Source organism: Pseudomonas sp. A-R-19 (genome assembly GCF_019956575.1).
Lineage (GTDB): Bacteria > Pseudomonadota > Gammaproteobacteria > Pseudomonadales > Pseudomonadaceae > Aquipseudomonas.
Genome location: NZ_JAHBDR010000039.1, coordinates 38,632 through 60,003, shown reverse-complemented (window position 1 = coordinate 60,003; position 21,372 = coordinate 38,632). Strand labels below are relative to the sequence as shown.

The window sequence follows — 21,372 nt, the reverse complement described above, 5'->3', positions numbered from 1 at the left end:
ACGTCTTTTTTTGTGCCTGAGATCCAGTGAAATCAAGGGTTTAAGCGCTACTGGGCGCTGGAGAGGTTTTTTGAGTTCCAGCCGTTTGGGTATTCCAAATGGTATTCCAAGCCATCCGGTGCTATTTTTTGGAATACCAAAACGGTGTCAGAGGTAGCTCTCATGCCTGCTCCAGCCCTTCGCCTTTCCGACCGCCAGCTCAAGGCAGTCAAGGCAAAAGACAAGGATTACGTCCTCAGCGATGGTGACGGCCTTCAGCTCCGAGTCAGGAGCAATGGCTCGATGTTGTGGAACTTCAACTACCGCGAGCCGGTAACCAAAAATCGTATCAATATGGGGCTGGGCACGTACCCAGAGCTCTCACTAGCGAACGCCAGGAAAAAAGTGGTGGAAGCGCGCGAGCTGCTTGCACAAGGCATTGATCCCAAGGTGCAACGCAATGCACAGGACGAAGCCAAACGAGCGGAGACGGAACATACGTTCGAGAACGTGGCCACCGCCTGGTTCGAGCTGAAGAAGGACTCCGTCACGCCGGCGTACGCCGAAGACATCTGGCGGTCGCTCACGCTGCATGTATTTCCAGACCTGAAAACAACGCCGCTCTCGAAAATCAGCGCACCGATGGTCATCGAACTGCTGCGCCCAATAGAAGCTAAAGGCAGTCTCGAGACAGTGAAGCGACTGAGCCAACGGCTCAATGAGATCATGACCTACGGGGTAAACTCCGGGCTGATTTTCGCTAACCCCCTCAGTGGCATTCGGGCGGTATTCAAGAAACCCAAGAAACAGAACATGGCCGCGCTACGACCCGATGAGCTTTCCGAGCTCATGATCGAAATCGCGAACGCCAGCATCAAGCGGATCACCCGCTGCCTGATCGAATGGCAACTGCACACTATGACCCGTCCTGCCGAAGCGGCTACCGCCCGATGGGTAGACATCGACTTTGACAAACGCATCTGGACCATCCCGCCGGAGCGCATGAAAAAGCGTCGCCCGCATACCATCCCGCTGACCGAACAGGCACTCGCGTTACTGGAGGCGCTCAAGCCCCACAGCGGCCACAGGGAATACGTGTTCCCGGCAGATAGAAATCCGCGCACCCACGCCAACAGCCAGACCGCCAACATGGCGTTGAAGCGCATGGGCTTCCAGGACCGCTTGGTCAGCCACGGCATGCGTTCAATGGCCAGCACCATCCTGAATGAGCATGGCTGGGATCCCGAGCTGATCGAGGTCGCCCTGGCGCATGTCGACAAGGACGAAGTTCGGAGCGCCTACAACCGGGCGGACTACATCGAACGCCGGCGGCCGATGATGGCTTGGTGGAGTGAGCATATCCAGAAGGCGGCAATGGGCAGCCTCTCGGCATCTGCGATCAATCAAATCAGGGACAGCAACGTCGTGCCGATACGGTGAGGCCCACCTAACGCGCTGGTGGCCGAAAATGACGCATCAGAGAAACGGGGACTTTCTCGAGCTCTCGTTTAGGCATGAATTGCAATCGTCTTTGCGAATACACTGTCGACCCGAAAATGCCTCAACATGATGGCTAGTAATGATCTGTCTGGATATCAACCAATGCCTTTGACTCTGCCCCAACTAGAGCGCCACTTGTTTAAGGCCGCCGACATTCTGCGCGGCAAGATGGATGCCTCCGAATTCAAGGAATACATCTTCGGGATGCTGTTCCTCAAGCGCTGCTCCGACATGTTCGATCAACGTCGCGAGGAAGTGATTCGCCTCGAGATGGAGGGCGGCAAGAGCAAGGTCCAGGCGCAAGTCTCTGCGGAGATTTCGCGCTGGTACAAAATAGAAGGCTCGTTCTGGGTGCCGCCGCAGTCGCGCTACGATTTTTTACTCAATGATGCGCACCAGAACGTGGGCGACTTCCTGAATAAGGCGCTGACCGGTATCGAGACAGCCAACACCAGCCTGTACGACGTACTAGAGCATATCGACTTCACGCGCAAGGTCGGCCAGAGCAAGATCTCCGACATCAAGCTGCGCCAGCTCATCACGCACTTTGGTGTGTTTCGCCTGCGCAACGAGGACTTCGAGTTCCCTGACTTGCTGGGTGCTGCTTACGAATACCTGATTGGCGAATTCGCCGATTCGGCGGGCAAAAAAGGTGGCGAGTTCTATACGCCGCGCTCGGTGGTGCGGATGATGGTGCGGCTCATCAAACCCGAGCTCAAACACGACATCTACGACCCCTGCTGTGGTTCCGGCGGCATGCTGATCGCTGCAAAGGAATACATCGACGAGCACGGCGAAGATGGTCGCAAGGCGAACCTGTTCGGCCAGGAGTTCAACGGCACAGTGTGGTCCATCGCCAAGATGAACATGCTGCTACACGGCATCAGCAACGCCGATCTGCAAAACGAGGACACCCTAGCCGAGCCCCAACACGTTGAGGGTGGCGAGTTGAAACACTTCGACCGCGTGCTCACCAATCCGCCGTTTTCCATCCACTGGGGTAATACCGAAAAGGATGCTGATGGCAAGCCCGCCTGGAAGCCCAAGTTTGAAACTGAGCGCTTCTCTTATGGCCAGGTGCCGCTGGGTGCCAAGAAGGCCGACATGATGTTCCTGCAACACATGCTGGCCGTCACGCGCGACGGTGGCATTGTGGCCACTGTTCTGCCCCACGGCGTACTGTTCCGGGGTGGTGAAGAAAGAATCATCAGAAAAGGCATCATTGAGGACGACTTGCTCGAAGCCGTCATCGGCGTCGCCCCCAATCTGTTCTACGGCACCGGTATTCCGGCCTGTATTCTGGTACTGCGCCAGAGGGTGCAGAAAGGTGCCAACCGCGTCAGCGGCAAACCCGCCGAACGTCGAGGCAAGGTATTGTTTATTAATGCCGACCGTGAACTCTTCGAAGGCCGGGCACAGAATTACCTGCTGCCGGAGCACATCGAAAAGATAGTCACCACCTTCGACGAGTTTCGTGCCATCGACGGTTTCTCGGCCATCGTCGACAACGCCACACTCAAGGCAAACGACTACAACCTCAACATTCGCCGCTATGCCGACAATTCCCCGCCGCCCGAACCACATGACGTGCGCGCCCATTTGGTCGGCGGCATCCCAAAGGCCGAAGTAGCCGACAAAGCAGGATTGTTCAGCGCCCACGGCCTGAATCCGATGGACCTGCTGGTGGAGCGTGAGGCCAAGTATCTCGACTTCGCTCCTGTGCTCGATAAACGACAGGCTCTCAAACCGACAATCGAAAGCAATGCCGGTCTGGTCGCAAAGGAAGCGGCCATCCGAACCGCCTTCGAGGAGTGGTGGCAAACCCACAGCGCACGCATCACGGCGCTATCCGGGCAAATGGACAACGCCGCCAGCCTGGTAGCTTTGCGCAACGAGCTGTTGGCCAGTTTCAGCCAAAGCCTGGAAACCGTCGGTCTGCTCAACCCCTTCCAAGTGCGCGGCATCGTTGCCGGCTTCTGGTACCAGACCAAGTACGACTTCCTAACCCTGATGGCACGCGGTGCAAAGGGCGTGGCCGACGCCTGGCGCACTAGCATCGTCACCGCGCTGGAAGATAAAGCCAGTAAAGAAAACCCCCTGGAGCACAAGCTGGTCAAGTTCCTGATGAGCGATTTCGTCGAGGCCATCACCGAACTGGAGGCCAGAAAGTCCGAGTTGGAAAGCCAAATCAAGGCCGCCAGCCCCAAGGATGCAGAAGGGGAAGATGGCGAAGCCGCTGAGGCTGCAGATGACGAAGCCGACGAAGAACGCGTCGTGGATGAGGCTCAGCTCAAAGCTTGGAGAAAGGACCTTACCTCCGTCAAAAAGCAACTCAAGTCCAAGAATGACAGCTTCAAACAGCACATCGGCGCCGCGGTTGAGGGGTTGACACCGGAAGCTGCCGACGCCCTGCTGCTGACCATTCTACACAACGATATGCAGGCCATTGTTGAGCGCTACATGGCTGCGCAGCGCAAACAGATCGTGACAGCGTACGAGAACTGGTGGGACAAGTATCGCGTGACGCTGACCGAGATCGAGGGCAAGCGTGATGAAGCTGCAAAGGCACTGCAAGGGTTCTTGAAGGAGTTGCAATATGTCTGAACCCGAACTAAACGTCGACATCCCAAACGAAGCAGATTGGCCGATACAATCGGTCGATAGCCTATGTAGTTTGATTTCGCGCGGAACGGCACCAGTCTACGTTGAATACAGCGAAGTCTTGGCGATCGGCCAGCGCTGTGTTGCTTCCACAGGATTTGCTCCCGACTTCGCACGTCCCCATTCGCACCGCGCAATGCGCAATGTGCTTCGACCAGAATCTGGTGATGTTCTTTTGAATTCGACGGGTACTGGGACTATTGGTCGATCCGTTGTTTTCAATGCACCCGGTACTTTTATTGTTGATGGGCACGTCACTGTGATGCGGCCACGTGCCGACATTGCTGATAGCCGGTGGCTGAACTCTGTGCTCCGCATGCCAGCACTTCAAAGACATCTAGAGCGGTTTTGCTTTGCAGGCTCAACCAATCAACTAGAGTTAAATCGCACTCCATTGCGTGTGAGTCGATTACCCACCCCCCATATCGATGACCAACGAGCGATGGGACTGGTTATAGATACCCTCGACACTGCCATTTACGAAACCGAGGCGATCATCGCCAAGCTCACGTCCGTCAAGCAAGGTCTGCTGCACGACCTTTTGACACGCGGCATAGCCGCCAACGGTGCCTTGCGCCCGCCCCAGTCAGAAGCACCGCATCTCTACAAAGAGTCGCAGTTGGGGTGGATCCCGAAGGATTGGGACGCAAAGAAAGTCAGTGAGATTGCAGACGTGAAATCGGGCTCAACTCCTTCCCGCGAGCAGGAAAATCGTTATTTCTCTGTCGTTGGTGTGCCATGGGTCAAGACGCAGGACTTGAACGAAGATCTGATTCGAGAAACTGACGAGAGCATAACGGTAACGGCTCTTAGGGAAACTTCTTGCAGCCTCTTGCCAGAAGGCACTGTTTTGGTCGCCATGTATGGGGGATGGGAGCAGATTGGGCGAACTGCTCTTCTGGCTATTGCTGCTGCTACAAACCAAGCGGTCAGTGCATTGACCTTCAAGTCTACCGAGGCCAGTCCCGAGTTCGCTCTGCGAGCTCTGCAGCACGGTCGACCGCGCTGGCAAAGGGTCGCAGCCAGTACCCGAAAAGACCCGAATATAACCAAGACAGACGTCCTTGCCTTTGATATTCCCTGGCCAAAACCCTATGAGCAACGCGAGATCGCTCGTAGGATGCGCACCTCACTGGATCGCTTGGAATACGAAGCAGATACTTTGAAAAAACTCAGACACCAAAAGTCCGCCCTTATGGACGACCTCCTCACCGGTCGAGTCCGCGTCACACCATTGCTGGCCGATGCCGCACAAGCAGAAGGGAATGCCTGATGGGATGGGAGCTCGATGACGTCGAAACACCATTCGTCGCCCAGTTACAGGCACTTGGTTGGACCTATAAGGCTGGCAGTCTCGACGATCCAACAATCACCGGCCGAAGCAGTTTTGCTGAGGTGATACAAGAGGGATTGCTGCGCGAGCAACTACGCGCGTTGAACCCAGGGGCGAATGATGCGCCTTGGCTGGACGATGCGCGGCTGTCGGAAGTCGTGGCAGCTATCACACGGCTGGGAACACACAAGCTGATAGAGGCCAATGAGAAAGCCACTGGGCTCCTGATCAAAGGCCTGACTGTGGAAGGGTTGCCGGGCTGGGACGGCGGACGGGGCCAGACGATTCGCTACATCGACTGGGATACCCCCGCCAACAACCGCTTCACGGTGATCAATCAATACCGCGTCGATTGCCCGCCCGGCTTCAATAGTGGCAAGGCCTTCATCGTTCCTGACCTGGTGCTACTGGTGAACGGCATCCCGCTGGTGGTAGTGGAGTGCAAGAGCCCGTCCGTCCCTGAGCCGCTGACCGAGGCGGTGGACCAACTGCGGCGCTACACCAACCAGCGCAAAGCTGCGCTTGAGGTGGACGACAATGAGGGCAACGAGGCGCTATTTGCCACCAACCAGATGCTGGTGGCGACCAGTTATGACGAGGCGCGCGTGGGGTGCGTGGGTGCAGCCTTTGAGCATTATGCTCAGTGGAAGACAGTGGTCGGCCCTGATGGCGCAGGTAGCGAGATTGAGGTGGCTCAGGCGCTAGGCAAGGCGGCTCTATCCGAGCAAGAGCGCTTGATCGCCGGATTGCTTTCGCCTTCGCATCTACTGGATGTTGTGAAGAACTTCATGTTGTTCATGCAGACAGGCGGCCAGACCATCAAAACGGTGTGCCGCTACCAGCAGTACCGGGCAGTAAACAGGGCAATTGCCCGCCTCAAGACCGGACAGACGCGGTTGCAGCACGGCGAACACGACAAGCGCGGCGGTATCATTTGGCACACCCAGGGTTCCGGCAAAAGTCTGACAATGGTGTTCCTGATTCGCAAGATGCGCACAGACGCGCGACTACGTCGCTTCAAGGTAGTCGTCGTCACCGACCGCAAAGACTTGCAGGGCCAGTTATCCGCGACCGCCACGCTGACCGGCGAAGTGGTGGACGTAGCAGAGAGCACTGCGGGCGTAAAGGCGCTGGCACGGCGCAAGGGCCCGGGGCTGATCTTTGCCACGATCCAGAAATACCGTGACCCAGATAGCACCGGTGATGCGCCGCTGACAGCGGACGATTTACCGAAAGTGGAAGAGTCCAAGGTCATCTACAAGGCTGACGAAAAATTTGAGGTGCTGAACGAAGACGATAGCATCCTTGTGCTGGTGGACGAGGCGCACCGCACCCAGGCTGGTGACCTTCAAGCCAACCTGCTGGCGGGCCTGCCCAACTGCGCGCGCATCGGCTTTACCGGCACTCCAATCATTATGGGTGACAAGAAGCGTACCCATGAGATCTTTGGCGAGTTCATTGACCGCTACACCATCAAGGAAGCCGAGGCCGACGGCGCTACGGTCCCGGTGCTCTACGAGGGCCGAACGGCCAATGGAGCGATCAAGGACGGCGCCAGCCTGGACGAACTGTTCGAAGATCTGTTCCGCCAGCACTCCCCGGAAGAGCTGGAGGCGATCAAGAAAAAGTACGCCACCAAAGGCCACATCTTTGATGCCCCGGCGCTGATCGCCGACAAGGCCCGCGATATCATTCGTCACTACGTGACCAACATCCTGCCCAACGGCTACAAGGCGCAGGTGGTGGCGTACAGCCGGTTGGCCGCGATTCGTTATTTTGAAGCGCTACGGTCAGCCCGCGATGAGTTATTGGCCGAGGCGCAGGTGCTCTCGCCCGAAGACAAGGTCCTGGATGACGAGGCCCTGTGTCAGCGTCCTTTGAGCGTGCAGGCGGTGGTACAGGCCTGGCGGTACCGTGACACGCTGGCGCGCATTGAATTCGCGCCCATCATTTCGGGCAGCAACAATGACGACCCTGCGTGGAAGCAGTGGACAGACGGCGCGGTGCATGAGCAACTGATCAAGCGCTTCAAGAAGCCGCTGTTCAATGCTAAGCCGGAGAAGATCGACCCGCTGGCCTTCCTTGTCGTGAAGTCGATGCTGCTCACCGGCTTTGATGCGCCAATCGAAGGCGTGATGTACCTCGACCGCCCGATCCGCGAGGCTGAGTTACTACAGGCGATTGCCCGCGTCAACCGTACCGGCTTCGGCAAGCGCTGCGGCATTGTGGTGGACTACTACGGCGTGGCACAGCATTTGAAGGAGGCGCTGGCAGCCTACGCTGATGAGGACGTGGACGGCGCGCTGGCTAGCCTAAAGGACGAAGTACCGGTGCTGCGCGACAGGCACCTGCGTGTAGTAGACCTGTTCCGCCAGCACGGTATCGAGTCGCTGGAGGACACTGAAGCCTGTGTTGAGGCATTGGGCAACGAGAGGTTGCGCGCCGAGTTCGTCGTTAAGCTCAAGGCTTTCTTGGGGTCACTGGACACGGTGCTGCCGCGACCGGAAGGGTTGCCTTATTCCGGAGACGCCAAGCGCCTAGCTTACATCCATGCCCGCGCCCGCAATCGCTACAAGGACACGCCGGTACTGGGCAAGGATGTGGGTGCCAAGGTTCGTAAGCTGATCGACGACCATGTGATCTCGCTGGGCATCGACCCAAAGATCCCGCCGATTCAGCTGACCGATGCCGAGTTTGATACACACCTTGCGCGTGCCGTAAACGACCGCGCCAAGGCTTCCGAGATGGAGCATGCGATTCGCTCGCACATCCGTAAGCACACCGATGAAGACCCGGTGCTGTACCGCAAGCTCTCCGAGCACTTGAACGACATTCTCAAAACACTAGGTGAAAAGTGGAACGAGGTGATCTCGCAACTGCAGAAGATTATCGACGAGTTGCGCACTGGCAAGGTGGGAAGTGCCGATACGCCGAGCGACTTACCCGAACACTACGCGCCGTTCCTCCGCACTGTCCTTGATGTCGTTTGTGCTGGCCAGACGCCAACTGCAGCCGAGTTGCTGCGCCTGAAGGATGTAACGGTTGAGCTGGTCGAATCTCTGGCTCAGGAACTGCAGAGCAACCGCAATATCTGGAGTCCGCACAAACGCGCCGCACAGGACGAGCTGAACGGCCAGTTATTCGACCAGCTAATGCGCCTTCGTCCGCCTCTGGTGGATGCGGACAAAGCCGGTGTGCTGGCTGACAAGCTGATGGAGCAGGCCCGCGCCAACCACGACAAGCTGGTGCAGGTGTAATCCGATGCTCGTATCTACGAGATCACCAGTACTCCAAGTGGACGACTTATTGTTCTCCATCCGACGCAGCGCACGTCGCAGAACGATGGAGATCACGGTAGAACGCAGTGGTAACTTGGTTCTGTCTGCTCCGCCGGAGGTTAGCGAAGCTCAGCTGCGCGAATTTGTCTTGGAGAAGCGCTTCTGGATCTACACCAAGATAGCTGAGAAGGAACGTTTGCAGCGCCAGATTCCGCACAAGGAGTTCGTCGGCGGCGAGGGTTTCCTGTACCTCGGGCGCAGCCACCGGCTGAAGGTGGTCGAGGAACAGAACGTGCCGCTGAAGCTTGCAGGTGGCCGCTTCTGTATACGCCGTGACGCCATACCCACCGCGCGCGCGCATTTCATTCGCTGGTACAGCGCACGTGCGAAGGCCTGGCTATCGGGCCGGGTGGCCGACTGCCAGTCGCGGATGGAGGTGCGACCGGCGGGCGTGAAGGTGCAGGACCTGGGTTATCGGTGGGGTTCCTGTGGCAAGGGCGACTGGCTGTACTTCCACTGGAAAGCGATCTTATTGCCGACACGTATCGCTGAATACGTAGTAGTACACGAGATGGCTCACTTGCACGAGCCGCACCATACTCCCGCGTTCTGGTTACGCGTGGAGCGCGCTATGCCTGATTTCGCGCAGCGAAAGACTTGGCTGGCCGAACACGGGATTGATGTCGAAGGGATCTGAGAACCATGGCGGACTATTTCACCAGTGACCACTTCAAACTGCTGAACAAGTGGAAGGGACAAAAGCGTGACGAATCAAACCCTGAGCAAAACCGGGCCTACGAAGATCTAAAAAAGGCCTATGAAGTAACAGAGGAGTGGGCGAACAGGCTCAAGGCCGAGTTGTTTCCTATGGGCCGCGTCGAGATTCGCAAGCGCCCTACCAACCAAGGCAATAATTTCGCTGGCTACAACTGGGCCAAACTCTACCCCTCGTCCGAAGCACCGAAGGAGTTGGCCTACACCGTAGGCATCGAAGCCAATGACGGCTTCGTGGTCAAGATCGATACCGTCGGACTGGACGAATTGGATGTGACGCGAAGAGCCTATCTAACGCTGCGTGGCGCCTATAACAACTCATCCCCCTTTGTCACCAAACTACCCGCAGCCGATGGTCTGGGAAAATCGTTGGACCAGCTCACTACTTGGAGCATTGAAGCCATTCGCAGCTTCAAGCTGCGCTACGACGAGGTGGTTGCCAAGCTGAGCCTCGGTAAGACACTGAGCGACGAGGACCTGCTTAAGCACTTCGACAGTAAACCTGCCTTCCAGACTTTCCGTGCCTCGTGGTCACCACAAGACAAAGCTCTGTTCTGTCGATTGGCGCGGGCTGTCCATACGGCAGGTCTGGACTGGTGGCACATGAATAAGGGCGTCCAAGTGCGGTTTGGCCGGAAGAATCCCGGAAGTGAGCGCGCGGTCGGTGTGCTTGGCGTCATTCGGGGCACACGGACGCGGAGGCTCTCATGGACGCGGGAGATGGGTGCGTTAACCAAGCTCAACCGCGAACCGCTGACCGAGGAATTAGTCTCAAAGATCGAAGCAGCCCTTTCTGCCGAGCGTGAATCACTCGACGACTGGCTGGTGCTTGAAACGGAGCGGCCGGGACTGTGGCCAGATCAACTGCGGGATGATCCAGTGGAGCAAGGTGATGATGCCGACGAAGACGAAACAGCCGACTCTGATGCAGTGAGGTTTCCCATCAACCGTATCTACTACGGCCCTCCCGGCACGGGGAAGACCTACGAGTTGTCGAAGCTGCTTAAGCGAGAGTATGAGCAGGCCATGACCTCCGTTTCCAAGGAAGAGTGGCAAAATCAATTTGTGGGCGCAAATGCAGTGGGCCTCACCTGGTGGGAGGCTGCTGCAGCGGCTCTCTACCATCTGGGCGGGAAAGCGAGCGTCGACACACTGCTCGATCACCCTTTCATGAAAGCTATTGCCGTCGCCAAGAGTGCGAACAAGAATGTACGAAACACCGTTTGGGGTGCCCTTCAGTACCACACGATTGAATCATCTGAAACTGTCAAGATGAGCAAACGGATGGCACCGGCTGTGTTTGACAAGCTACCGGATTCGTCCTGGATACTTGCTGGGGACTGGGAGGACGCAGCCGCCGACCTGAAAAGGCTCGTGGATGAGTACGATGCCGGCCCACCCTCAACCGAATACATCAAACGTTACAGCTTCGTCACCTTTCACCAATCCTATGGTTACGAAGAATTCGTAGAGGGGCTCCGACCGGTTCTCGACGGCGATACAGAGACCGGTGAAATCCATTACGAGATCCGCGCGGGGGCTTTCAAGGATCTGTGCCGGAAGGCACGATTGGCACCAGATCAGCAATTCGCGATGGTGATCGACGAGATCAACCGAGGCAACATCAGCAAGATCTTCGGCGAGCTGATCACCCTGATCGAAGCTGATAAGCGCGAAGGAGCTGTAAACGCCATTTCAGTGACGTTGCCGTATTCCGGCGAAAGTTTTTCGGTGCCAGCCAACATCGACATTATCGGCACAATGAACACGGCAGACCGATCGCTTGCGTTGCTGGATACCGCGCTGCGCCGTCGATTCGAATTTGTGCCGGTGATGCCGGACGCTCGCGATGAGCCGGGTGCACCGCTCGCAGGCCTGCGGGTCAGCATGGGCGAACAGCTGGTAGATGTGCCTCGCATGCTTGATGCCATAAACCAGCGCGTTGAGATGCTCTACGATCGCGACCATTGTATCGGCCACGCATACTTCACACCGTTGGCGCAGGTTCCTGATGGGGATGAACGATTTGTAGCATTGCAACAGGTGTTCAGTACTCGCATTTTGCCCCTACTCGAAGAGTACTTTTTTGAAGACTGGCAAAAGATCCGTCTTGTATTGGCGGACAACCAGAAATCCCCCGCCGCACGTTTTGTTGTTGAGGGGCAAGATCAGGAGGACGATTTGGCTCGACTGTTCGGCAGCGACCATGGCATGGACAGCTACTCCACTAAGCGCCACTACGCTGTGCAGGAGGCTGCGTTCTCAAATCCGGATGCCTACATCGGCATCTACCTGACGTTGTCGACTTGAATGGTGAGCGGCATCACGATCTACGAATTTGACGTGCTGACAGCAGCGACGTCGAGTGATGCGCATTCCGAGGTCTTGCACACGGTCCCGGACAAGGTCTACGGATGGCTCGAACGCCAGTGCCTGCGGGCAGCCAACGAAAGTGGTTCTCAATGGCTGCGTCTGACTCAGCGGCGTGGTTATCGTGTCGTTCAGGTCACCAGTTTTGTCGGAGTGATCCGCGCACCGGACGGTTACCAGATCGAAGTGCTACCCAAGGTCGGCAAAGCGATAGGCGGCGGCGCAATGGAGGCGCGTCAGCTTCTAATTGAGATGCTCTGCTGTCTTCAAGGCTTCCGCCACGTTCAAACCGACAGCGCCAAGCTCTCGGCGACACGAATGCCCTTGCTGGAAGTTTTTATTGCCGAGTTTCTGCGCGCGGTCGAGCACATCGTCAAACGAGGATTGCGCAGCAACTACTCCTGTCGGCAGGACAACCTATTTGCACTTCGCGGCAAGCTGATGATGGCATCGCATCTGCGGCAAAACCTATATCGGGCAGACCGTTTTTTCACAGAGCACGACGAGTTTTCGATCGATCGCCCGGAAAACCGCTTGCTGCACACCGCATTGCGACGAGTACTAATGCTGTCGGCGTCTCAGGCTCATCAGCAACTGGCCTGTGAGTTAGAGTTCGTATTTGCAGAGGTCCCGATTTCAATACAGCCACGGATCGATTTCCAGCGAGTGCGGCTCGACCGGGGAATGGGCTACTACAGTGATGCGCTGGCTTGGGCGAGGTTGATTCTAGAGGAGCAGTCGCCCTTGACTGGCAGCGGCGGTCACAATGCTCCATCACTGCTGTTTCCAATGGAGGCAGTGTTCGAAGCGTTCGTCTCCAAGCATCTCGCGAAACAACTGACGCGGCCGCTTGTCCTAAAAACCCAAGCACGCAGTCATCACCTGGTTCGACATCGAGAGCAGAACTGGTTTTGTCTAAAGCCAGACCTGTTGATTCGGGATACCAACAAGGATCTGCTGGTTCTCGACACAAAGTGGAAACTGTTGGATGGACTGAAGGCGAATGGCACGAACAAGTACGGCCTCGTGCAAGGCGATTTCTACCAATTACAGGCCTACGGACAGAGCTATCTTAATGGAACGGGGGATGTGGTGCTGATTTACCCTAAGACGGCCGCATTCGACCGGCCGCTTTCAGTATTCGAGTTCCCCAAGATAGACGGTCTGCGGCTGTGGGTACTACCCTTTTGCCTGAAGTCACGCCAGCTTTTGGTTCCGGGCGGTGCTCCGTTTACTGCAGTTTTCAAGGGCACGCAGAGGGAAATTACTTCCGGAGTTGAGCTGCCGACATTTGACTGACAACTGTTCCACTCGTAGTTCGCCAGAGCAGCAATAGCCAGACCGCCAACATGGCCTTGAAACGCATGGGCTTCGAGGGCCGATTGGTCAGCCGCGGCATGCGCTCCATGGCCAGCACCATCCTGAACGAGCATGGGTGGGATCCGGAGCTGATCGAAGTCGCGCTGGCGCATGTCGACAAGGACGAAGTCCGAAGCGCTTACAACCGAGCGGATTACATCGAACGCCGGCGTCCGATGATGGCTTAGTGGAGTGAGCACATCCAAAAAGCAGCAATGGGCAGTCTGTCGGTAGCTGCCATCAATGACACCAGGAACTGCAATGTCGTGCCGATACGGTAAGCGCTCACCGAACGCCGCAGGTAACCGAAAATGACTCCCCAGGTGGAGTGATGGTTGATTTGGCGACAGTCGCGACACCGGCGACAACCCGCGTAATACCTGGTTTGCAGCATGGCGACAGAAGTGGCGACTGTCGCCGTTGCAAACCTCTCTCTTGGGGCTTTCTCGGCCAAGCCCACGCGAGCGGGAAGGCTCCGCATTCCCACTCGCATGGGCTCACATTAAAAACCGACGAACGACCACCCTGCCATGGAAAGCCACCGGCATCCAAGGTCTTCCAGCGCTACCGATTAGCGCAACAGCCGCCCCCCAAAATACTGTTGACCGCGAGCAGAACGAGCGCTAAACCAGAACTGTACAAGCGCTGTCCTCGACAGCACCCAGGTAGCCAGAACCTTTGAGGCTACGCCACATTGTGGTGGTTCTCCCCAAGTGCGATTAGCATCCGGCGGCTCGCACGGTCACAGCGATGTGATGGATGCCACTTCTTCCAGAATGCCCACTGCGGTAGCTCATGCCCCTCCTGGCTGCTCTGCAGCAATTTATCCGCTTGGCCATTTCTTGCGCCAAGTTTTTTCCCGTCTCTTTGCCCCCTAAAGAGACGGGCGCCCCTACCACTGCTGCAGCCCTGCTCGCACGGGTCTTTGCGGCTTTCCCCCTCGTGACAATCGGCGTGACAAACACCGAATGCTCACTCGCCACAGCGATGCCGATGACGGTGCCGCAGCCCACGGAATGGACTGCACCTGACTGACAGTCAGGCATGTCCCAGTCATCAAATCACTGCCTTCACACGACTCAGGATCTCGCGGCGCTGGTTTCGTCAGCCAGTGCAGCCTCCACCCGCCCACCGCTATCGGTGTTCAGGAGGCCGGATCATGAGATGCCCAAGCTCCCGGTCGTAAGGAGCCGTCAGTCCCGCGTGAGTGGACAAACCTCACAGGTCGCAGGGGCCTTGATCCCTGATAACACTCAACAACCGTGGCGGGATGAGTGAGGACGAAGTCGATAATCTCAGGAGAATAGCGATGCAACTGTGCGAAGCGTTCGAGCCACCACAACCATTGCTGGAATGCCAGCAGGCGCCACTGCCCTACCCGGTCGAAGCACTCGGAGAACTGTTGGGCCCTGCGGTCGAACGACTGGCCGAGGTGATCGGCGTGCCTTGCGCCATGGCGGCGCAATCGGTGCTGGCCACTGCCGCCCTGGTGAGCCAGGGTCATGCCAATGTCCAACTCGACGGCCGAACCTATCCGCTGTCCCTCTACCTACTGACGGTGGCGTCCTCGGGTGATCGCAAAAGCGCGGTGGACCACCTGGCACTGAAGGCCGCGCGCGACTGGGAACGACAGCAGTGGACCCTGTATGCGGAAAAGCTCAAAGCTTATCGCGTAGCCACCAGCATCATTACCAAACCCAAAACCTCAAAGAAACACGCGGAGGCGGAAGACAGTGAGCTATCCGAGCCGGTACCGCCGAGACTGATCATTGCCGAACCCACCATTGAGGCTCTGGTCAAAAGCCTGTGCCATGGTTTGCCCAGCATGGGCTTGTTCAATGATGAAGGTGGCCAGTTCTTGGGCAGCAGCACCATGAGCAAAGAGAACCTGCTCAAGGCGATCACCACCTTGTCGACACTGTGGGATGGTAGCCCGATCGACCGGGCGCGTTCCATGGCCGGAGAAAGCCTGCGCGCCTATGACCGCCGCCTCAGTCTGCATCTGATGCTGCAGCCCTACCTGGCCAACCAACTGTTCAAAGACCCGGTGATCAATGGCCAAGGCATCCTCGGCCGTTGCCTGATCAGTTGGCCCGAGCGCCTGGCTGGCCAGCGACTCTACAAGGCAATCGACCTGACCCGAGATGCCAAAGTCCAGGGCTACCAACAGCGGATCACCGCCCTGCTGCAAAAGCCCTGGTCACTTCACCAGGATGGCTCACTCAATCCCGCCACGCTCGAGCTGACCGCCCGTGCCCGTCGTGCCTGGATTGATATTCACGACACCATCGAGTGCCAGTCTGGCGAGTTCGGCGAGCTAGCCGGCGTCCAGCCTTTCGCGGGCAAAGCCCCGGCGAATGTGCTGCGCATCGCGGGCGTGCTGGCCATGGTTGAAGAGGCCAGTCAGTTGGATGAAGCACACATCCAGCGCGCCTCCACGTTGATGGATTACTACCTGGCCGAGATCCAGCGCCTGACCGAACAGGAGCCAGTCAATAGCCGACGCGAAGAGGCGGATCGGCTGTTGCGCTGGCTGGTGCAGAAAGGCTGGACCCACTTCAGCATCCGAGACGTCAATCGCAACGGCCCTCGTTTTGCCCGTAAGAGCGCTGACCATACCGCCTCTTTATTGGTCGTACTGATCACTCATCGCTGGCTGAGCAGTCGCGATGGAAGAACCTTCGAGGTACGCCATGTTCCGCCTCAATGACGCGGTGCGCCGCTACCAAGCGCAACATCAACCTCAGCCAGAATCGCGGCGTGTCGCCACCTCTGTCGCCACCCTGTCGCCGCGCCCCAGGCCAGAAACGACTCGGGTTGTCGCCACTGTCGCCGATGTCGCCACACCACCACTTGATCCTGCCTACCTCGTCCTGCTGATTGAGCAACTGCGTGAGGAAGGGGCACTGCTGCAACACCACGAGAACACCCTCCTGATCCGCCCAACACACTGGCAGCAGGTAGACAGGCTCAGCCTCCACTGGAAAGCCTTACTGCTCTTTTTGCAAAAAAACGAAGACGGTGATGATGATGGCCTTGGTCGGTCGGCGTGATGGTCGCAACTTCGGCTACGGTCGTCAGCTGAGCTACGCCGGCCCACAAGCGCTCAAGGATCTGTTTGCCGGCGGCCACTTCGCCACGGTCAAAGCGCACAGCGATCGCTGGCAAGCGTTCGTGCGTTGGTGTCGGTCAGAGCACGGCCCCGGTTACAACGATGCGCGCCAGATCGATCGACGGACGCTGCAAGACTACGCCGCGTATCTGCGCCAGCAGATCCAGCAAGGTGAACTCTGCATCGCGACCGCGCAGAACCGCCTGAGCAGCGTCAACCGCACCCTCGCTGCGCTGCGCGGTGATCAGGACGTGAGGATCGCCAGTCCGAGCCAGGCGTTAGGACTGCAGCGCTCGAGCGTACGCACCCGCGCGCCGGATGGCCAAGACCACCAACAGGTGCGGCGAGTGATTGAGGCGCTTGGCGAACAGCAACACGAGCGGGTGGCAGCGATTGTCCTGTTGGCCCGAACAACCGGTATGCGCCTGCGCGAAGCGATCCTGGCTGAGCTGCCACGACTGCAACGCGAAGCCGAACACTTAGGCCGCATCAACATCCAGGACGGCACCAAAGGCGGTCGCTCAGGGGCTTCCGCGCCGCGATGGGTTGTGGCCAATGCAGCGGTGAAGGCGGCACTGCAGTTGGCTCGTCATGCGTCGCCGCCCCATAGCCGCAACTTGCTGGCCCGAGACGAAAGCTACGCCGCGTTCCTGCAACAGACCGTGCTCCCCGCCCGCGAAACGCTGCATGAACACGGGCTGAAGGGCTTTCATGAACTGCGAGCAGCCTACGCCTGCGAGCGTTACGAACAGCTCACTGGCCATGCCGCACCGGTCAACGGCGGCCACTGCTATTGCATTGACCGCGACCTTGATCAACAGGCGCGCCAACAGATCAGCCTTGAGCTCGGGCATAACCGGATCGATGTGGTTTCGGCCTACATTGGAGGTCGTGCGTGAGCAAGCCCTTCGGTATGGCGCTGTTCCTGAGCGGCGTACTGACTGGTTCGAATGCCACGCAGCAACGACACCTACGGCAAGCCCGAATCATGCAAGCGGCCATTCAGCAGCGATGGCAGCGAGACAATCCCTGGACCTGGCAGCTCAAGCATGTGCGCTGGTTTCTCACTCAGCACCTGAGAGATCACTCCGACGCCACCCGGTATTACTATCGGCTCACCGCTCTATTGGTCTGGAAGCGATTAGGGAATGACCGGCAATTGCTGATTGGTAGCTCGACTAGTCGTAGGTAGGCAGCCCCCCAGTCTCACTTGCCCACCTTCATCTATCTCAGCGTGGATATTCTCTTGCGGATAAACCTGCTCGAAAAACACCGCCGCAATGGCAAAAAACAACCCAAACTGGTTAGTCGTGACAGGCCGAAAACGACCGAGGCTGTGTAAAAACGCAGACACCGTTTTGAAGTGTGCGTTGCTACGTAAAATTTGCCAGCGTTTAGTTGGTCAGCAGCTCCAAAATTTGCATAGCATCGCGTTTTTCGTTGCGATCCTGACTGCCAAACTCGCTCTAAAACGTTTTCACACAGCCTGGGCCAAAAGCAGTCGTTCACGCCATAGCGATAAGCACCATTTCAGATCATCGCCAGTGTTTCCTTAAACAGGCGTTTGGGAATAGTGCCCCGCATCTCCAGCATTGCCTTGTGGGTGCGGCATTTCACTAGCTTTCTCCCGCAGTTGCAGGGGCAGCGCTGTTTATTCGCTCGGCGCTTTTTCAGCGTCAGTGTATGTAGGTATCGCGTCAATGCCTCTCTGGATGAACAGCCAAACAACTTGAGGTAGTCGTCGATAAGCCCATTGACGCCGTGGGCAAGTTCGCCAAATTGGAAGCGCTGATGCCCTGCCTCTGCTAGCGATATGGAGTAGAGGAACGGGACAACACACCGCTCTACAAAATCAGTTAGTGAAAAGTTTTTGCCCAGAATTTTGTGGAGCCTGATCGGCGCACCAAGACAGAGTGAGCCGTCCGGATTGACATGGTGATTGCCGTCCGGGGGAATTCTCCCGTCTGTCTCATACACCAATGGCAGTTGCTCTTTGTAGTGCCGTGAGATTTTGATGTGCAACTGAAAGGCGTCTTCAACCGTAGGTGCCCCTTCGCTTGAGGCAGAGAGTCTGAATCGCCCCTTAATGTGTACACAGCCGTCCAGGGACGGCTTGAGGGCCATCCCAGGTTGGGCATTAAGGAAGAGATCGATATCGTTCCGTAACGGCAACTTAATTTTGACTCCACGGGCTAGGTGCATTTTGTGGGATGTGCACATGAGGGGCCTGGAAGGCGACCGCCGTTACCTGTAGGCCAACTTTGGTCTCGAGTGCTGCGGCGGAGTAATTGACGTCCAACTTCTCGTTGAGCTGTTCAGACAAGTCAGTGCCGTTTACGAAATCTCCTAGGCGTGGAATGTCGATGGATGCCTGGCGCACCCAGTCGTTGAAATTCTCCTTGAGGCGCAGCCGGCGCCCCTCATCTGTCTGCCAGCGATCAGCGAAATTCTCGTTCGGGTTAGCGGGGTTCGGAACTTCGTTTGAGTTCGAGGCGCGGAATTCGCTAAGACCTCTAAGCACCTGCTCCATTGCCCCTGCGAGGGTGGGTCTGCCGGTGTAGCCGCGAGCGGCAATTGTTGTGATGATGATCGAGATTGGCTTCGAATCAGGCTCGTCTTTGAACATCAAGTCGCGATGGCGCTTGAGCAACTGAATGCAACGTTGGAGATGTGTTTTGCGGCGGTACAGTGGTACCTCGTCTACCTGAGCACGAGCTTCAGCCAGGTTCAGCAAACCTTCCGCGCGTTGCCGAGACTTGAACCACTCGATATAGCCCTCTGGGTTGCTGATGTGCCAGCCACCATCCTTCATCCGATAATTGGGCAAGCGGTCGTCGGTGATGTTCACTGAGTCGTCGGCCACTGTGCTGGCCAGGGCTTTGTCCAGCCCTCGACTTTCTAAGATAGAAGTCAGCTGCTGCTTGACGTTGAAGTCGGTAGGAATGCAGGGCACAACATCCATATGGAAACTCAATTCGTCGCGGTACTCGAGCCGCCAGCAGCGGTGCTTCTCCTCCAAGGGGTTAGAAATACGGCGAGCTTCCCGATAGCTTTCAAGCTCTTTCCCCACCAGCTGTTTGAGGTCGTGCTGGCTGTGGGTTGCTTTACTCACCCCCGTACGCAGCTTGCACGCCAAGTCGAGATCGTAGCTTTCCCCTTCGAGCAAGGGCCGGATGGCTGTGCCTAAAGCGAACGAGCCTTGGGCAAAAACATGCGGGTCGTTGGCTTCAATCGTGGATTCGGGGCGCCCGAACCATTCCCCCAGATCCTTGTAGCGATTGATAGCCTTTTCGTAAGCGCTGTCGGGAAGCTCAAGGGCATCTACGGCCAGTTTGAGCGTTTTCTCGTAGCTGTCGGCAGTCATGCTCTATCTCCATCAAAGATCAGAAATACTGTGGTTTTTCCTCCAGGTATCTACGAATATCGCTCATAGTGGCCCCGTGATGCCAGATGTTGGGGGCGTTTACAGTATTTCAAGAGGGAGATGGGTAATGAATGATTGGATGGCCTTGTGGCACAAGCTTATCGATTGGTACACCAGGCCAAAAACGCTGGCCGTGAAGTTGATCAGCGCTGGTGTCGCGCTCATAGGTATCTCGGCCTTGGGAAACTTTGCAGGCGACATGCTTTTTAAGAGCCAGGAAATAGAGCTGCGTGTTAGTGGCTCGACAACCGGGGGCCTGCCTAATGCTTGGCTTTACGGTATAGGTGCTTTGGGGCTTCTACTGGTAGTGCTTGGCTTAATTCTGGCTTGGCAAGATCGAAAGCAAATGCAGCGCAAGTGCGTCATCGTGATGGAGCACCGAGGTCTGTTTCCGATAGACACCCCACTGGCTAGCTCGTTGCCGTCGACGGATGTAGGCAGAAGAGAAGAGCTCATCGTCGACGTGCGGGAGGGAATTGAAGACGGCAAGCTCACACGACCTGACATTGCGCTACAAAAAATCGTCGATTCAAGGGGGGATTTAAAGCGTCGTCTAGAGCGTGAAAGTCCGGAAGATGTGGTGCTGGTCTACGGCGGCTTGAACGCAGTGCCTCTGACCTTCCTCGCAGGCTTATTGCTCGATGATGAAAGCCACATCAAGGTTTTCGATTGGGATCGAAAGCCACCGGGGCATTGGAAAGAGATCGCTATTGGTGGTGACGATCAGAAACGATTCGAAGTAGACCAGCGATCCGAGGGAAATCAGGGAGAGGCGATTTTGGCTTTGTCCGTGTCTTACCAGGTGGAGCTCGCCGCGATCCGGAAAACATTCGGAGATTTGCCTCTAACTCATCTGAGAATGCGCGAGCTATCGTCAGATTCGCATTGGTCAAGCGAGAAGCAGGCTTCGTTGGCCATGCAGTTCTTCGAAGAGCTCAAGAGGCTAGCTGCCTGCGGTTTCAGTCGTATTCACCTGATCATCGCCGCCCCAAATAGTGTCGTCTTCCAGCTGGGGCGAATTTACGACAGGCGCAATCTACCACCAGCGATAGTTCACCAGTTCGAGCGTACTTCATCGCCTGCATACCCATGGGGTATTGAGTTGCCAAGCCATGGGGTAACTGCGCCCCAACTCGTCTACCGGTCGCGGGCAACTACCGCTACGGAACAGCAGACGTGAAGCAGCTAGCTTCTATCTAATTGTCGCGATACGACAAACCAAGCTACCACTTCAGGACTATTGGAGTCGTTGGCGAGTGGCTGCAATGGGGTCGATAGCTGCCCTTCAGGTCAGGCAGCTATCGGCCCAGGCTGTGTGAAAACGTTTTAGAGCGAGTTTGGCAGTCAGGATCGCAACGAAAAACGCGATTCTATGCAAATTTTGGAGCTGCTGACCAACTAAACGCTGGCAAATTTTACGTAGCAACGCACACTTCAAAACGGTGTCTGCGTTTTTACACAGCCTCGGCCAGAAGGGGACGGTCGTGAACGTCTACGTTTACCGCAGACCACCGCCCACCGCTGAAATAGTCGATTCGCTTCACTCGCAGAGCTATTCTGCTTGATGGCATACTGATGTGCA

At 57.0% G+C, this 21,372-nt stretch carries 14 protein-coding genes and 1 pseudogene; 13 read left to right on the top strand and 2 right to left on the bottom strand.

Annotation, left to right across the window (positions count from 1 at the left end; translation table 11 throughout):
• Positions 1-162: 162 nt before the first annotated feature.
• The 12 genes and pseudogenes from KGA88_RS07770 to KGA88_RS07715 all read left to right on the top strand — a co-directional run bounded on the left by KGA88_RS07770 (position 163) and on the right by KGA88_RS07715 (position 17,558).
• Positions 163-1,419, top strand: a complete 1,257-nt coding sequence (locus KGA88_RS07770) for an integrase domain-containing protein (protein WP_223590025.1) — start codon at positions 163-165, stop codon at positions 1,417-1,419.
• A gap of 162 nt (positions 1,420-1,581) precedes the next feature.
• Positions 1,582-4,083, top strand: a complete 2,502-nt coding sequence (locus KGA88_RS07765; RefSeq protein ID WP_223590023.1) for a type I restriction-modification system subunit M — start codon at positions 1,582-1,584, stop codon at positions 4,081-4,083.
• Positions 4,076-5,413, top strand: a complete 1,338-nt coding sequence (locus tag KGA88_RS07760) for a restriction endonuclease subunit S (protein WP_223590020.1) — start codon at positions 4,076-4,078, stop codon at positions 5,411-5,413. Before KGA88_RS07765 ends, KGA88_RS07760 begins: the two co-directional genes overlap by 8 nt.
• On the top strand, positions 5,413-8,730 hold the full coding sequence (locus tag KGA88_RS07755; RefSeq protein ID WP_223590018.1) for a type I restriction endonuclease subunit R: 3,318 nt from the start codon (positions 5,413-5,415) through the stop codon (positions 8,728-8,730). Before KGA88_RS07760 ends, KGA88_RS07755 begins: the two co-directional genes overlap by 1 nt.
• 4 nt (positions 8,731-8,734) lie before the next feature.
• Positions 8,735-9,448, top strand: coding sequence for a SprT family zinc-dependent metalloprotease (locus tag KGA88_RS07750; RefSeq protein WP_223590014.1), 714 nt, complete (start codon positions 8,735-8,737; stop codon positions 9,446-9,448).
• A 5-nt stretch (positions 9,449-9,453) separates the two neighbouring features.
• Positions 9,454-11,835: an McrB family protein gene (locus KGA88_RS07745; RefSeq protein ID WP_223590011.1), complete on the top strand. Its 2,382-nt coding sequence runs from the start codon at positions 9,454-9,456 to the stop codon at positions 11,833-11,835.
• Positions 11,836-11,838: 3 nt separating this feature from the next.
• Positions 11,839-13,194, top strand: coding sequence for an McrC family protein (locus KGA88_RS07740; protein ID WP_317851660.1), 1,356 nt, complete (start codon positions 11,839-11,841; stop codon positions 13,192-13,194).
• A 20-nt stretch (positions 13,195-13,214) separates the two neighbouring features.
• Positions 13,215-13,535, top strand: a pseudogene (locus KGA88_RS07735) (tyrosine-type recombinase/integrase); the annotation flags it as partial.
• Positions 13,536-14,563: 1,028 nt separating this feature from the next.
• The gene (locus tag KGA88_RS07730) at positions 14,564-15,964 is read left to right on the top strand and encodes a YfjI family protein (RefSeq protein ID WP_223590007.1); all 1,401 of its coding nucleotides are present in this window, start codon (positions 14,564-14,566) and stop codon (positions 15,962-15,964) included.
• Positions 15,948-16,307 (top strand): hypothetical protein, encoded by a 360-nt coding sequence (locus KGA88_RS07725; RefSeq protein ID WP_223590005.1) that lies wholly within the window; start codon positions 15,948-15,950, stop codon positions 16,305-16,307. Before KGA88_RS07730 ends, KGA88_RS07725 begins: the two co-directional genes overlap by 17 nt.
• Positions 16,285-17,265, top strand: a complete 981-nt coding sequence (locus KGA88_RS07720; protein WP_223590054.1) for an integrase domain-containing protein — start codon at positions 16,285-16,287, stop codon at positions 17,263-17,265. The genes KGA88_RS07725 and KGA88_RS07720 overlap by 23 nt, the downstream gene beginning before the upstream one ends.
• Positions 17,262-17,558: a hypothetical protein gene (locus KGA88_RS07715; RefSeq protein ID WP_223590002.1), complete on the top strand. Its 297-nt coding sequence runs from the start codon at positions 17,262-17,264 to the stop codon at positions 17,556-17,558. The genes KGA88_RS07720 and KGA88_RS07715 overlap by 4 nt, the downstream gene beginning before the upstream one ends.
• Positions 17,559-17,896: 338 nt before the next feature.
• On the opposite strand, the gene KGA88_RS07710 is transcribed toward KGA88_RS07715, so the two are convergent.
• Entirely contained in the window at positions 17,897-18,388 is a 492-nt protein-coding gene (locus KGA88_RS07710; RefSeq protein ID WP_158560147.1) for a hypothetical protein, read from the bottom strand.
• 151 nt (positions 18,389-18,539) lie between these two features.
• Positions 18,540-19,730: a nucleotidyltransferase gene (locus KGA88_RS07705; RefSeq protein WP_115948366.1), complete on the bottom strand. Its 1,191-nt coding sequence runs from the start codon at positions 19,728-19,730 to the stop codon at positions 18,540-18,542.
• Positions 19,731-19,857: 127 nt separating this feature from the next.
• Between KGA88_RS07705 and KGA88_RS07700 the strand changes: the two genes are divergently transcribed.
• Positions 19,858-20,970, top strand: a complete 1,113-nt coding sequence (locus KGA88_RS07700) for an SAVED domain-containing protein (protein ID WP_223590000.1) — start codon at positions 19,858-19,860, stop codon at positions 20,968-20,970.
• The last annotated feature ends 402 nt before the right edge of the window (positions 20,971-21,372 follow it).

Excerpts from the sequence above, each read along its gene's own strand:
- KGA88_RS07725 (WP_223590005.1), top strand. The coding sequence starts at position 15,948 with ATGTTCCGCCTCAATGACGCGGTGCGCCGCTACCAAGCGCAACATCAA.
- KGA88_RS07720 (WP_223590054.1), top strand. The coding sequence starts at position 16,285 with ATGGCCTTGGTCGGTCGGCGTGATGGTCGCAACTTCGGCTACGGTCGT.
- KGA88_RS07750 (WP_223590014.1), top strand. The coding sequence starts at position 8,735 with ATGCTCGTATCTACGAGATCACCAGTACTCCAAGTGGACGACTTATTG.
- KGA88_RS07730 (WP_223590007.1), top strand. The coding sequence starts at position 14,564 with ATGCAACTGTGCGAAGCGTTCGAGCCACCACAACCATTGCTGGAATGC.
- KGA88_RS07745 (WP_223590011.1), top strand. The coding sequence starts at position 9,454 with ATGGCGGACTATTTCACCAGTGACCACTTCAAACTGCTGAACAAGTGG.
- KGA88_RS07765 (WP_223590023.1), top strand. The coding sequence starts at position 1,582 with ATGCCTTTGACTCTGCCCCAACTAGAGCGCCACTTGTTTAAGGCCGCC.
- KGA88_RS07755 (WP_223590018.1), top strand. The coding sequence starts at position 5,413 with ATGGGATGGGAGCTCGATGACGTCGAAACACCATTCGTCGCCCAGTTA.
- KGA88_RS07760 (WP_223590020.1), top strand. The coding sequence starts at position 4,076 with ATGTCTGAACCCGAACTAAACGTCGACATCCCAAACGAAGCAGATTGG.
- KGA88_RS07705 (WP_115948366.1), bottom strand. The coding sequence starts at position 19,730 with ATGACTGCCGACAGCTACGAGAAAACGCTCAAACTGGCCGTAGATGCC.
- KGA88_RS07700 (WP_223590000.1), top strand. The coding sequence starts at position 19,858 with ATGAATGATTGGATGGCCTTGTGGCACAAGCTTATCGATTGGTACACC.
- KGA88_RS07770 (WP_223590025.1), top strand. The coding sequence starts at position 163 with ATGCCTGCTCCAGCCCTTCGCCTTTCCGACCGCCAGCTCAAGGCAGTC.